This window comes from Acinetobacter sp. ASP199 (genome assembly GCF_022700675.1).
Lineage (GTDB): Bacteria > Pseudomonadota > Gammaproteobacteria > Pseudomonadales > Moraxellaceae > Acinetobacter.
Map to the genome: position 1 here is coordinate 2,485,034 of NZ_CP062182.1, position 12,732 is coordinate 2,497,765.

Below are 12,732 nucleotides of genomic sequence, written 5' to 3' on the forward strand. Positions count from 1 at the left end.
TAGATCAGGCTCGTGGCTTGGAGACAAATACAATGAAAGCAATGACAAAAATCATCGTCCTGGGTGCAAGTGTATTATCAATGGGGGCGTTGACGGCGTGTCAATCGACCAAGCATGCACCAAGTGAAGATCATCCGCAAATGATGAAACAGCATCAAGATCATAAAGGTCGTCATCTGACTCCAGAACAGCGCGAACAGTTCAAACAAATGCGTGCACAACGTGCGGAGCTGCATAAGCAAATGCAACAGGCCTGTGATAACAAAGCGATTGGCAGCGCAGTTCAGGTAAAAGCCGGGGATAAAACTGTAAATGGTACTTGTCAGATCTCTTTCAAAGCTGACCGTAAAGAGATGAAAGCTGCGCGTGGCGAGTTCCGTAGCATGAAAGGTGAACATCGCCCAATGCGCGGTGATTTTCGTGGGGCATCAAACCGTGCTGAAGCCTTGACGGATACGCAGCGTGCAGAAATGGTAAAACAGTTTGACCAGCGTCTGGCCCAACGTCAGGCACAGCAAAAAGCTATTATTCAAGCCTGTCAGGGTAAAAAAGATGGCGCAGCTGCACAGATCAAAATAGGGGAAAAAACCATTAATGATCAGTGTCACGTCCGTTTCCAGCCCAATGCTCCAGTTAAAGCACCAGCCGTTAAAGCTTCTTAATTGAGCATTTGAAATTTATTGTTAAAAAGGCACTTTCGGGTGTCTTTTTTCATGCTTGTTCATTCTTAGAACCAAGTCTATTTAAATGTGCAGGTTTTTGACCATTCGTGTCAGATATTTTTTTATAAAAACGTTTACACTCAATACACTTAAGATTTCAAGGGTAATTATCTTTGACTTTACAGTCACCAAGAAATAGCCCTGAAATGCTTGTGCCAACAAGGAAGATGTTGCAGGATTAGACCCATGTCAATACGTGTCAGTGAAGGCACGTTTCAATTTAATTCAGGATTATAACGCTGGTATAAACCAGTATTGAGGAAAATGCTATGCCACAATACAAAGCGCCCTTACGTGATATGCAATTTGTTTTGCATGAGCTTTTAAATGCTGAACAACATTATGCCAGCCTGCCTGCATTCCAGGAAAACGTAAGTCGTGAGCTCGTGGATCAGTACCTAGAAGCTGCCGCTGATTTCTGTGAAAATGAATTATCTCCTTTAAACCAGGTGGGTGACCGCGAAGGCTGTACCTGGAACGATGGTGTTGTAACCACTCCAACAGGCTTCAAAGAAGCATATCAAAAATACATCGAACTTGGCTTCCCTTCTCTTTCTGCGGAAGAGCAATACGGCGGTCAAGGCTTACCAAACTCTTTAGGTATTACCATTTCTGAAATGGTCGGTACAGCAAACTGGTCATGGGGCATGTACCCAGGTCTTTCTCATGGTGCAGTACGTACTTTAGAACACCATGGTTCTGACGAACAAAAAAATACTTACCTACCAAACCTTGTTTCAGGTGTTTGGACAGGTACGATGTGCTTAACAGAATCTCATGCAGGTTCTGACCTTGGGATTATCCGTACCAAAGCTGAACCACAAGCAGACGGTAGCTATGCAATTTCTGGCGAGAAAATCTTTATCTCTGCTGGTGAACATGACATGGCAGAGAACATCATCCATATCGTATTGGCGCGTCTTCCTGGCGCACCTAAAGGTACTAAGGGCATCTCTTTATTCATCGTACCGAAATTCAACTTAAATGCTGACGGTTCTGTGGGCGAGCGCAACGGCGTACGTTGTGGTTCAATCGAACACAAAATGGGGATCCATGGTAACGCAACATGTGTCATCAACTTTGATAACGCAAAAGGTTACCTGATTGGCCCTGAAAACCGTGGTCTAAACTGCATGTTTACGTTCATGAATACGGCACGTATTGGTACAGCGGTACAAGGTCTTGCAGCATCTGAAGGTTCGTTCCAAGGTGCTTTAGCATATGCAAAAGACCGTTTGGCAATGCGTTCTTTAACAGGTCCTAAAGCACCAGAAAAAGAAGCAGATCCAATTATCGTTCACCCCGCGGTACGTAATATGCTTTTAACCCAAAAAGCATATGCTGAAGGCGGTCGTGCATTGGTTTATCTACTTGCTCAACATGCTGACATCGTTGAACAAGGTGCAACTGAAGAAGAGCGTAAATTCTCTGACAATATTTTGTCTTTATTAACGCCGATTGCAAAAGCGTTCTTAACTGAAACTGGTTCAGAATCTGCAAAACACGGTGTACAAGTGTTCGGTGGTCACGGCTTCATTTCTGAGCACGGTATGGAGCAAATCGTACGTGATACACGTATTGCTTGCTTGTACGAAGGTACCACTGAAATTCAAGCGCTTGACTTGTTAGGTCGTAAAGTATTGGGTACTCAAGGTGCAATGTTGAAAGACTTCACTAAGATCATCCACAAATTTGCAGAAGCAAACAAAGAAAATGCAGCAATGACTGAGTTTGTTGAGCCACTTGCAGCATTAAACAAAGAATGGGGCGACTTAACGATGCAAATCGGTATGCGCGCAATGCAAAACCCAGACGAAGTTGGTGGTGCAGCGGTAGATTACTTGTACTTCTCAGGTTATGTGACGCTTGCATACCTTTGGGCACGTATGGCATTGGTTGCTCAAGAAGCACTTGCAGCAGGCACAACAGACGTTGACTTCTACAATGCGAAGATCACCACTGCACGTTTCTACTTCAAGAAAATCTTGCCGCGTGTTCGTTCACACGTTGATGTGATTGCGGGTGGTGTTGCACCATTGATGTCATTAGATGCAGAACACTTTGCTTTCTAATCATAATTTAATATTGTTTGCAATGTTAAATTGACAAAAAAGGACTCACTAGTTTTAGGAGTCCTTTTTTTTTAAAATCAATGCTAAATTTAAAAAAATTAATCATGGTCATTGCTCAAAACATACATGGTACAGAGCATACAGAAACATAAAGGTGAAAACAGATGCCAATTTATAATGCTCCTCTTGCTGATATGAAATTCATCCTTAATGATGTCTTTAATGCAGAACAATTTTGGCAAAACAACGAAAATCTTGCCCATCTCGATGCAGCAACAGCCGAAGCGATTCTTGAAGAAATGGCGAAGTTTGCACAAAATGTCACGCTCCCTTTAAACCGTACAGGTGATGAAGAAGGCGCGAAATATGAAAATGGCGCTGTGACCACACCTGCAGGCTTTAAAGAAGCATTCAAACAATATGCTGAAGGCGGCTGGATTGGCCTTGGTGCTGATGCTGAATGGGGCGGTCAGGAAATGCCAAAAATGCTGACCGTTCTGTCAGATGAAATGCTTTTCGCTACTAACCCGTCTTTCATGCTGTATCCATTGCTGTCTGTCGGTGCGGGTATGGCATTGAACAGCTATGGTTCTCAAGCGCAAAAAGAAACTTATCTCCCTAAAATCTACTCTGGTGAATGGTCAGGCACTATGTGTCTAACCGAACCACATGCGGGTACTGACCTAGGTATCATCAAAACCAAAGCTGAACGCAATGAGGATGGTACTTACAGCATTACTGGTACCAAAATTTTCATTACTGGTGGTGACCACGACCTGACTGAGAACATTATTCACCTGGTATTGGCAAAAACACCGGATGCGCCTGCAGGCTCTCGCGGTATTTCCCTGTTCATCGTGCCTAAATTCCTGGTAAATGAAGATGGTTCGATGGGCGAACGTAACCCGGTAGGTCCAGGTTCGATTGAACACAAAATGGGGATCAAAGCATCTGCCACTTGCGTCATGAACTTCGACGGTGCCAAAGGTTACCTGGTAGGTAAAGAAAACGAAGGTCTGGCAGCAATGTTCGTGATGATGAACTACGAACGTCTGTCTATGGGTATCCAGGGCCTAGGTGCTTCTGAATTTGCTTACCAAAATGCAGCGCAATATGCGACAGATCGTCTGCAAGGCCGTAGTGCTTCTGGCGTTCAGTCTCCAAGCAAACCGGCAGACAGCATTTTAGTACACGGCGATGTACGTCGTATGCTTTTAAATGTACGTGCAAATAATGAAGCATCTCGTGCATTCGCGGTGTACGTTGGTCAACAGCTCGACATCACCAAGTTCTCTACAGATGCAGAAGCGATCAAGAAAGCCAACGACCGTGTTGCCCTGTTAACACCAATCGCGAAAGCATATCTGACTGATACTGCATTTAATGCAACACTTGATGCGCAAATGGTCTTCGGTGGTCATGGCTATATCCGTGAATGGGGTATGGAACAGTGTATCCGTGATTTACGTATTTCACAGATTTACGAAGGGACTAACGGTGTTCAATCACAAGACTTGATTGGCCGTAAGACCATTAAATGTAATGGTGAATTTATTGCTGAATACATTCAGGAAATCCGTGATTTTACCAATGCACTGGATGCTGACCTGAACTTTATTAAAGATGCGACCCTTGATGCGGCTGCAGAAATTGAATCGGTGACTCAGCACATTCTTGAAGCTGCGAAAGAAAATCCGGAATACGCGAATGGTGCAGCAGTAGATTACCTGCATGCAGTAGGCCTGTTGAGCTTCTCTTATATGTTCGCGCGCATTGCCAATGCTGCGAAAGATAAACAAGGTGAGTTCTATCAGAACAAACTGGGGCTTGCTCGCTACTTCGTACAACGCATTCTGCCTGAACTGGCGCTGCGTATTACTAAAGTGAAAGCAGGTTCAGAAGCATTAACACAGTTCTCTGAAGACTACTTCACCACCCAGGCTTAAGATATTTAAGCCATAAAAAAACGCCTGCAATTGCAGGCGTTTTTTTATTATTCTTTTAAACTTTTTCGATCAGAATCGTATCTGGCTGATTGGCCACCTTAGGATTCAGATGCTTGTTCACAATTCGGATTTCCCCTTCAGACTGTAATGATTCACACAGCTCCAGTACTTTCTGCATGTCATCACTTTTAATCCCTGTACCCAGAATTAATTTTTTGCCTACTTCTAATTGACTAATCTTATTTTGGATTTTTTCTAACATCTTTTTTCTCCCTCATTATTCGATGTACAACTTCTACAATATAGCAATTTGGTATAAAAAAAGTACACTTTTTCATCTTTTTACATTTTTATTTTCTATATTTTCATTTTCCTTGCATGAAATTTGCAGAAAATTTCCTGAGATTTATCAATTATTCATTTTTAATCAGGAGGACATTGTGATGAAACCTAATTCCAAAGCCATGAAAATAGAAGCCCTCCTCGACCGCGGCGGTAATCTTGCCGTAGAAAGTTTTCATTATCTCGCCCTGTTCATTATTGGCTGTATGGTGATCTGGTCTGCCGGTCACACTGTCATCGACATTTTGACAGTCAAAAAATTTGCCAGTATTGATGATATTTTGCTGTTATTTATCTATCTGGAATTAGGCGCGATGGTGGGTATTTATTTTAAAACCAATCATATGCCAGTTCGCTTCCTGATTTATATTGCGATTACTGCGCTGACACGTCTCTTGATTTCTGATATTCAACACACGCATAAAGCCAGTATGGATCAAGTGATTATTACGGGTTCTATCCTTATTTTGGCTTTCGCCATTTTAATCGTGCGTTATGCATCCTGGAACTATCCATCCATTATCCGAGACAAGCATAATGAAAAACCAGTTCCTCAAGGCAAGACGCCTCGTCCTGAAGATGATGAGTTGGCATAAAATATTTTATTCATACATATATTGAAGAATCCTCTCTCCCTTTGGGAGAGAGTTAGAAAGAGGGACTTAATTTATACGTGTCAATCTCTTTTAGAATTTGAGAAACAATTATTTCAGATCATTTCTCCCTAACCATCTCCTTACCGGTGAGGGAATTATTTTAGTGTTTTTGAGTTATTTACGCATAACTGAAGTATCTGTTTATTCATTTGGGGCGGTTTAACGATTATTCACCAAGACATAACGTCCATTTTCATAAATCCAGTGCATACCTGCGGGTGGATCAGGCAGACCCAAACGGCGCCAGTCATTGATCAATACATAACGTGAGCTTTCAATCTGCGCCACATTCGGATCACCATTTACCCAGCTATAGCTGGTCGAGTTTTGATAAATGGTGGTCGGTGCCTGATAACGAATACTCACCCCATTTTGAATTGGTGGATGTCCCCACTGATTCGGATAATGATGTGCAGGCGGTTGCGGACGATGTGGATAATGCTGCTGAGGTGGACGTGGATGCTGCGGGCGCTTATAAGTATCTTTACTGGTATAGCCTACCCAATTATTAGCCGCTACAGCTGGGACAGAAGCTCCAAATAATAGTGCAGCTACACAGACGCTGGACAAGATAATTTTCATAGGAACTTCCTTCAATAGTTTTGCCTATATTTTATACAAAATTTGCGGAGAAAATATGAATTTATCCAGTGATACCACAAGGATTTATAACCTTTAGCGAAATAGACATTTGTCCAGTCGCTCAGGTGCTGCGTGCATGCTTTATGCTAAACTTTGATTTTCCGAATTTTGAGTCCAACATCGTGTCCGATTTAAGTTTTGATCGTTTATATGAATATTTCTGTAAAGTCCCAAGTGTTCAAAAAAACCTGATTGATAGCTATGGATCTGATGGCAAGCAAGCATGGTGGTTCAAGTTTCGTATTGATGTAGACCATCCGCTGGCTTGGCAAACCGTACAGGAATTAGGCCATGTTCTGAATTATATTTCCAAGAATGAACGCCTGCCGACTCAGTTTTTACCAGTATCTCCTCCTCCCTATATGAATGGTGAGGCGAAGGATTTCTTGTGTTGGGTCATTCAATGCAATCATGCAGATTTCCCGCCGGATGTGGTATGTGACTGGTTAGAAGCACGCCTGCCGAATCCGGTGGATGATGAATCTCAATGGAAAATCAAAACTGATATTGCTGAACTCGACCAGATGTCCGATAAAGATTTGGATAAACTGGTTCCACCAAATCCTGCGCCTTAAAGCTTTTAAAATAAAGAATCCCCTCTAAATTTAGAGGGATTTTTTTTATAGTGAAGCATTCATTTAATGCTTTAGTCACTGAAAATTAAAGGAATTAAAAGAGTTAAATTAAATATCAGGCAATAAAAAACCCCAAGACTGAATATGCTTGGGGTTTTTTAGAATTTTGGTCCCGAGGGTCGGACTCGAACCGACACGTCATCGCTGACAGTGGATTTTGAGTCCACCGCGTCTACCAATTTCACCACCTCGGGAGTGGATGAGAGGTATATTACCCGGTTTCGATGAGATGTCAACGCAGATTCTTTGCATTTGCTTAATTTTAAAACAAAACTCATTTTTTTGATCTATAAAGCTGCAATTTCCTCCTTAAAAAGGAAAAAAGTTTATACTAAGCCCAGTTTTTATTACCGTAACTTGTCATGCAACTTTCTGATTTTAGCTTTGATCTCCCCGATGAGCTGATTGCTCGCTATCCGCTTGAACAACGTAGTGCTTCCCGCCTTTTACACCTCGATGCTGAAGGTCAATACCATGACCACCAATTTACCGACATTCTGGATTTATTGAATGAAGGTGATTTGCTGGTTCTGAACGATACCAAGGTGATGAAAGCCCGCCTGAAAGGTAAACGTGCTTCAGGTGGTGCAGTTGAAGTTCTGGTTGAACGCATGATGGATCAGTTCATCGCGCACTGTCACATTAAAGCCAGCAATACACCGAAAGCCGGTGCTGAACTGTTTATTGGCCCGGATGCCGTTAAAGTGACTGTTCAAGGCCGTCATGAGAATCTGTTTGTTGTGGAATTCTCCCAGCCGATTTTAGATGTCCTGGATAAATACGGTGCGCTGCCAATTCCACCTTACTTCAACCGTGAAGCGGAAGAGATTGATACTTTACGCTATCAAACGGTTTTCAATGATCCAACAAAATTAGCCAGTGTGGCTGCACCGACAGCTTCCTTACACTTCGATGAAGACTTGCTGAAAAAACTCGAAGAAAAAGGCATTCAAAAAACGTTTGTGACCCTGCATGTGGGTGCAGGTACGTTCTTGCCGGTTCGTACCGACAATATTGAAAACCACATCATGCACAGTGAATGGTGTCAGGTCTCTGATGAATCCATGGCCCTGATTAAAGCTACGAAAGAACGTGGCAATAAAGTCATTGCTGTCGGCACAACAGCGACTCGCGCGACTGAAAGTGCGGCACAGGCCAATGGCGGTGAACTCAAAGGCTGGACTGGTGATACCCAAATCTTCATCTATCCTGGATATGAGTTTAAAGTGGCAGATCGTCTGATTACCAACTTCCATTTGCCTGAATCTACCCTGCTAATGCTGGTATCAGCGTTGTCAAATCGTGACAATATTCTGAATGCCTATAAGCATGCAGTAGAAAGCAAATACCGTTTCTTCAGCTATGGTGATGCCATGCTGATTGATCAGGCCAAATAATTACAGGACACACTTATGCCGATCGATGCGGTGCAACATTCCATTCATATTCGTCGTAAGAAAAATGATGTGGTGTTTCGCAACATCGCCCGGCTTTGGGACTTGGGCCGTCAGGCAGAAACACATCAGGATCTGCTTGATGGTCTGCACCCCTGGAATGGCCCCATTACCCTTAAATTTGAAAATAACCTGCCACTTGCCCTCGCCGTTTTTGGGGTGATATTGGTATTGGCAATCTTTATTGCTCCGAACAATATCTGGATGCAAAGCAGTGTCTTTCTCGGCTGCCTGCTGATGTTCTGGGCCTATATCAGCTTTGAACACCGCAAACCCATTGATGATGTAATTGCTTATCTGGAAGAAATCGCGCTCAGCAAGAAATATCAGTTAGCTTTCCAACAGCAACCACAACATATTTCTATTCCACTGAATCCCATCCAGTTTATTGGTCAGCTAAAACGCCTGTTTCCTTTGTTTGACCGTGGCTCACTCAGTAATGAGATCAGCCGTTATGCCAGCAGCGTTTGGGAAGATGAAAATGGCCAGCAGCATCAAGTCTTGGTATTTCAATATCACTATATTGATGAGCTTCAGGTCCGTGACAAAGAAGGCAAGGCAGTCAAGGTCATGGAAGTCCATAAAGACCTGTGGGGCGTGTTTGTCTTTGACATTCAGATTCAGGGCTTAGCTGTCAGCACGTCAAAGCGCAAATTTTATCATCCTTATAGCCATCCCTGGCACAGCAGTGACATTCGCACCAATCAACGCTTAGGCTTTTATGGAAGTAATCCGATGCAAATGGCAAAACTGCTGACACCTGGCTTTGTCATGCGTCTGGCTGATTTCTTTGAGCAGCGTCAGGGCGATTTATTGTTTCATCCTGAAAAACATATGCTGTGCTACTTGGGTCCGCATGATCTGTTTAAAGTTTCCAGTCAAAACAACAATATCAACGATATTCCTGCATTGCGTGGACATCTGAGAACGTTTAAATTAGTAGCATTGGAAAAGCTAAAAACTGACCTGATTCAGTTTTTAAAATAATTATTTCTCTGGGGGCTGCTTTTATGGGATTTGTTGTTTTTGTCATTATCCCGATTCTGCTGATTGTTGCCATCATCATGATCCGCAACAGTATCGTACGTCATCATAATGCCACGATTCGTGCATGGTCTGATGTCGCCAGTTATGAACGGCAAAAACTGAAAATTCTGGATGGGCTACAACCCTTGGTCGAGCAGTATTCAAGTTTTGAAAAAGGTACGCTGGAAAAAGTGACCGAACTGCGTCAGAACATTATGAACCTGAATATCAAGGATGCAGATATTGGGCAGTTACAACGTATTGAAAGCCTGAACCGCGAGCTGATGCATAACCTGAATGTGGTCATCGAAAACTATCCTGAGCTGAAAGCCAATGAAATTTATCTAAAAATGATGAATGAAATTGAAGAACAGAATGAAAACGTCGGTGCCGCAATCACTATCTACAACCGTAATGTGGAACTGTTTAATAACCAGATTCAGGTTTTCCCGCATAATATGATCAATAACATGTTGCTACAGAAGAAAGCGGTGCGCCCTTTCCGCGATCAGACCGTGACCCAAAGTTTTGACTATCGTCCGAATTTTTAAACCTTGACGTATATTTATGCCATGATAAGAAATACCTCAACTGCCTTAGCGATGGATCTGGAGATTCCAGATAAGGCACTTTGCTTCAAAATAAAAATAAAGAATTAAAATTATGCTGGATCATCTCGACACCTTAAAGGAAGTCCTGATCAAGGAGTTTTATCAGCTCTATGATCATTATAGTGAAGACAGAATCTACGCCTGTAGCCTGGTCTTTGACGAGTTTTTGCGGGTGGACTATCTCGCCATTTCAACCGAACGCAGTATTTTTAATGATCAGGAAGATCGTGCACAGTATCTGTCTGAAGCTGAGCGCTGGAATGTAGCTAGATGGCGTTACCGCACTGCTCATTCTTCCAGTAGCGGCATGACGCAGTTTCGGGCCCTGCTCGACAACTATTTCAAGAACCAGCATAGTTTCGGCAACCCTTTGCTGGAGCATAACAAGACCGATCAGGCCAATACACTGAATGTACTGTTAAAGCTGTTTAAACAGGCACGAGATGCCTTAGAACAGGATTATGGTTTGGACTTAAACCGGATTGTGTTTTTTATCCATATGCCCACACAACCACAGATAGAACTTCAATCGGCTATTTCGCTAAATCAGGAAAGTCCATTAAGACAACAGTTCCTGGTCAGTAAACAGCCTGTACATCAACCTGCTGTGTCAAAGTCATTTAAACTCAACCAGAACGATAAGGATCTGCTGATTGATCTGGCGCAGCTGGTCAAGTTAGAGGCCTATGATTACCTACACGTGGCCCATCAGGCCTATTTACTGACCTTGGAGCCGCATTTTGTCGATGCCAATCTGTATATCCAGAAACTGATCCAGCATATCGCGGCGATGGCAACTGAAATTGACGGCAGTTGTGCCATGACACAAGCGGAAATTCAGGAACGTATCAGCCAGTTTGAACGTTAGATCGCAAGCTTATTCTTCATTTTTCATTCATACAGGCAACATAAATAAACAGCCCTGACTGGATGGAGCGCTGGCGTTTACAGTCAGAATCAAGGAAAATAGCCGGTTTTAGCATTAACAATCAGCGAACTGTTTTTTCGCCTTGATTTGGAACTCCTATGAAGTTTGAAAAATTAGCGCAGTCGGGCCGTGCCCGTCGTGGCCGTTTAACGCTTGAGCATGGTGTGGTTGAAACGCCAATGTTCATGCCGGTGGGGACTTATGGCACGGTGAAAGGCATGTTGCCTCGTGACATTAAAGAAATTAAGTCTCAGGTAATTCTGGGCAATACCTTCCATCTGTACCTGCGTCCAGGTCTGGATGTCATCCGTGAGCATGGTGGTCTGCATCAGTTCATGAAATGGAACAACCCGATCCTGACCGATTCTGGCGGCTTCCAGGTGTTCAGCCTCGGTGCGATGCGCAAAATCAAGGAAGAAGGCGTGACTTTCCGCTCGCCAATTGATGGTTCTAAAGTATTCCTGTCACCTGAAATCTCGATGGATATTCAGCATACCCTGAATTCTGACATTGTGATGATTTTTGACGAATGTACGCCTTATCCAGCAACGCATGAAGAAGCACAAAAATCGCTGCAACTGTCTTTACGTTGGGCAAAACGCTGTAAGACCCAGCATCATGAAGTGCTAAAAAACCGCAATGCCCTGTTCGGTATTATTCAAGGCGGTATGTATGAAGATTTACGTGATGAATCCTTAAAAGGCTTACTTGAGATTGGCTTTGATGGTTATGCCATTGGTGGTCTGTCTGTGGGTGAACCGAAAGAAGAAATGATCAAGGTTCTGGATTACCTTCCAGCAAAAATGCCAGAAGATAAACCACGTTACCTGATGGGTGTCGGTAAACCGGAAGATATCGTTGAAGCAGTGCGCCGCGGTGTCGATATGTTTGACTGCGTGATGCCAACCCGAAATGCACGTAACGGTCATTATTTTGTGACCGGCGGTCTGGTGCGTATCCGTAACAGCAAATATCGTCATGACCAAAGCCCGCTTGATCCAACCTGTGATTGCTACACTTGCCAAAACTTTACCCGTGCGTACCTGTTCCACCTGGAGAAATGCGGTGAAATGCTAGGTTCTATGCTGGGCACGATTCATAACTTGCGCTATTACCTGCGCCTGACTGAAGCGATGCGCGAAGCACTGGATCAAGGTACATTCGAGCAATTTGTTGAAGACTTTTATGCCCGTCGTGGCATGCAAGTGCCGCCTTGTCCTGAAGATTAATCTTTCAGCATTTGCGCTAAAGAAAAAGACAAGGTAAATTGCAGAACAAGTCAATTTATTATCATTCAGTTAATTAACAGTTTTTAGTTTAGGAAAATGTAAATGAGTCTCTTTATTTCGACTGCTCACGCTGCAGGTGAAGCTGCACAACAACCAAGCCTGATGGCGAACCTTTTGATGATTGCGGTATTCGTGGCAATCTTCTATTTCCTGATCTGGCGTCCACAATCTAAACGTGCCAAAGAGCATCGTGCACTGATTGAAAGCCTGGGTGTTGGTAGCGAAGTGGTATTTGCAGGCGGCTTAATGGGCAGAATCACAAAAATTGAAGGTGACTTTGCTGTGGTTGAACTGAACCGTGGCGTAGAAGTAAAAGTTCAGCGTGCAAGCGTGATCTCAGTACTTCCTGAAGGCACCTTGAATAACATTTAATCAAAAGAAGTCGTGCTCCCTGCACGACTTTTTAATT

Annotated in this window: 13 protein-coding genes and 1 tRNA gene; 11 read left to right on the top strand and 3 right to left on the bottom strand. The window is 43.3% G+C overall.

Annotated features, from left to right (window positions below):
• Positions 1–32: 32 nt before the first annotated feature.
• The 3 genes from IHE35_RS11820 to IHE35_RS11830 all read left to right on the top strand — a co-directional run bounded on the left by IHE35_RS11820 (position 33) and on the right by IHE35_RS11830 (position 4,740).
• Positions 33–662: a hypothetical protein gene (locus IHE35_RS11820; protein WP_242787714.1), complete on the top strand. Its 630-nt coding sequence runs from the start codon at positions 33–35 to the stop codon at positions 660–662.
• Between the two features lie 329 nt (positions 663–991).
• Positions 992–2,794: an acyl-CoA dehydrogenase C-terminal domain-containing protein gene (locus IHE35_RS11825; RefSeq protein WP_242787716.1), complete on the top strand. Its 1,803-nt coding sequence runs from the start codon at positions 992–994 to the stop codon at positions 2,792–2,794.
• 164 nt (positions 2,795–2,958) lie between these two features.
• Positions 2,959–4,740, top strand: a complete 1,782-nt coding sequence (locus tag IHE35_RS11830) for an acyl-CoA dehydrogenase C-terminal domain-containing protein (protein WP_242787718.1) — start codon at positions 2,959–2,961, stop codon at positions 4,738–4,740.
• A gap of 55 nt (positions 4,741–4,795) precedes the next feature.
• On the opposite strand, the gene IHE35_RS11835 is transcribed toward IHE35_RS11830, so the two are convergent.
• Positions 4,796–5,002, bottom strand: coding sequence for a hypothetical protein (locus tag IHE35_RS11835; RefSeq protein ID WP_242787720.1), 207 nt, complete (start codon positions 5,000–5,002; stop codon positions 4,796–4,798).
• Between the two features lie 181 nt (positions 5,003–5,183).
• Between IHE35_RS11835 and IHE35_RS11840 the strand changes: the two genes are divergently transcribed.
• Entirely contained in the window at positions 5,184–5,678 is a 495-nt protein-coding gene (locus IHE35_RS11840; protein WP_242790003.1) for a phosphate-starvation-inducible PsiE family protein, read from the top strand.
• A 219-nt stretch (positions 5,679–5,897) separates the two neighbouring features.
• Here IHE35_RS11840 and IHE35_RS11845 read toward each other — a convergent pair whose 3' ends face one another.
• Complete coding sequence (locus IHE35_RS11845) at positions 5,898–6,320, bottom strand: RcnB family protein (RefSeq protein WP_242787722.1); 423 nt, start codon at positions 6,318–6,320, stop codon at positions 5,898–5,900.
• A gap of 182 nt (positions 6,321–6,502) precedes the next feature.
• Here IHE35_RS11845 and IHE35_RS11850 point away from each other — a divergent pair, with 182 nt between their 5' ends.
• Positions 6,503–6,955, top strand: coding sequence for a hypothetical protein (locus tag IHE35_RS11850; protein WP_008306039.1), 453 nt, complete (start codon positions 6,503–6,505; stop codon positions 6,953–6,955).
• 167 nt (positions 6,956–7,122) lie between these two features.
• Here the strand turns inward: IHE35_RS11850 and IHE35_RS11855 are convergent.
• A tRNA-Leu gene (locus tag IHE35_RS11855) sits at positions 7,123–7,209 on the bottom strand.
• A 168-nt stretch (positions 7,210–7,377) separates the two neighbouring features.
• Here IHE35_RS11855 and queA point away from each other — a divergent pair.
• The 6 genes from queA (at position 7,378) to yajC (ending at position 12,695) form a co-directional block, all read left to right on the top strand.
• Positions 7,378–8,412, top strand: coding sequence for a tRNA preQ1(34) S-adenosylmethionine ribosyltransferase-isomerase QueA (gene queA / locus IHE35_RS11860; protein ID WP_242787724.1), 1,035 nt, complete (start codon positions 7,378–7,380; stop codon positions 8,410–8,412).
• A 15-nt stretch (positions 8,413–8,427) separates the two neighbouring features.
• Positions 8,428–9,456, top strand: a complete 1,029-nt coding sequence (locus tag IHE35_RS11865; protein ID WP_242787726.1) for a hypothetical protein — start codon at positions 8,428–8,430, stop codon at positions 9,454–9,456.
• Positions 9,457–9,479: 23 nt separating this feature from the next.
• Positions 9,480–10,046 carry a LemA family protein gene (locus tag IHE35_RS11870; RefSeq protein WP_242787728.1) on the top strand — a complete coding sequence of 189 codons (567 nt, stop codon included), beginning with the start codon at positions 9,480–9,482 and terminating at the stop codon, positions 10,044–10,046.
• Between the two features lie 112 nt (positions 10,047–10,158).
• The gene (locus IHE35_RS11875) at positions 10,159–10,974 is read left to right on the top strand and encodes a DUF4303 domain-containing protein (protein ID WP_242787730.1); all 816 of its coding nucleotides are present in this window, start codon (positions 10,159–10,161) and stop codon (positions 10,972–10,974) included.
• 158 nt (positions 10,975–11,132) lie between these two features.
• Positions 11,133–12,263: a tRNA guanosine(34) transglycosylase Tgt gene (tgt, locus tag IHE35_RS11880; RefSeq protein ID WP_242787732.1), complete on the top strand. Its 1,131-nt coding sequence runs from the start codon at positions 11,133–11,135 to the stop codon at positions 12,261–12,263.
• Between the two features lie 102 nt (positions 12,264–12,365).
• Positions 12,366–12,695 (top strand): preprotein translocase subunit YajC, encoded by a 330-nt coding sequence (gene yajC, locus IHE35_RS11885; RefSeq protein ID WP_242787734.1) that lies wholly within the window; start codon positions 12,366–12,368, stop codon positions 12,693–12,695.
• Positions 12,696–12,732: the final 37 nt, after the last annotated feature.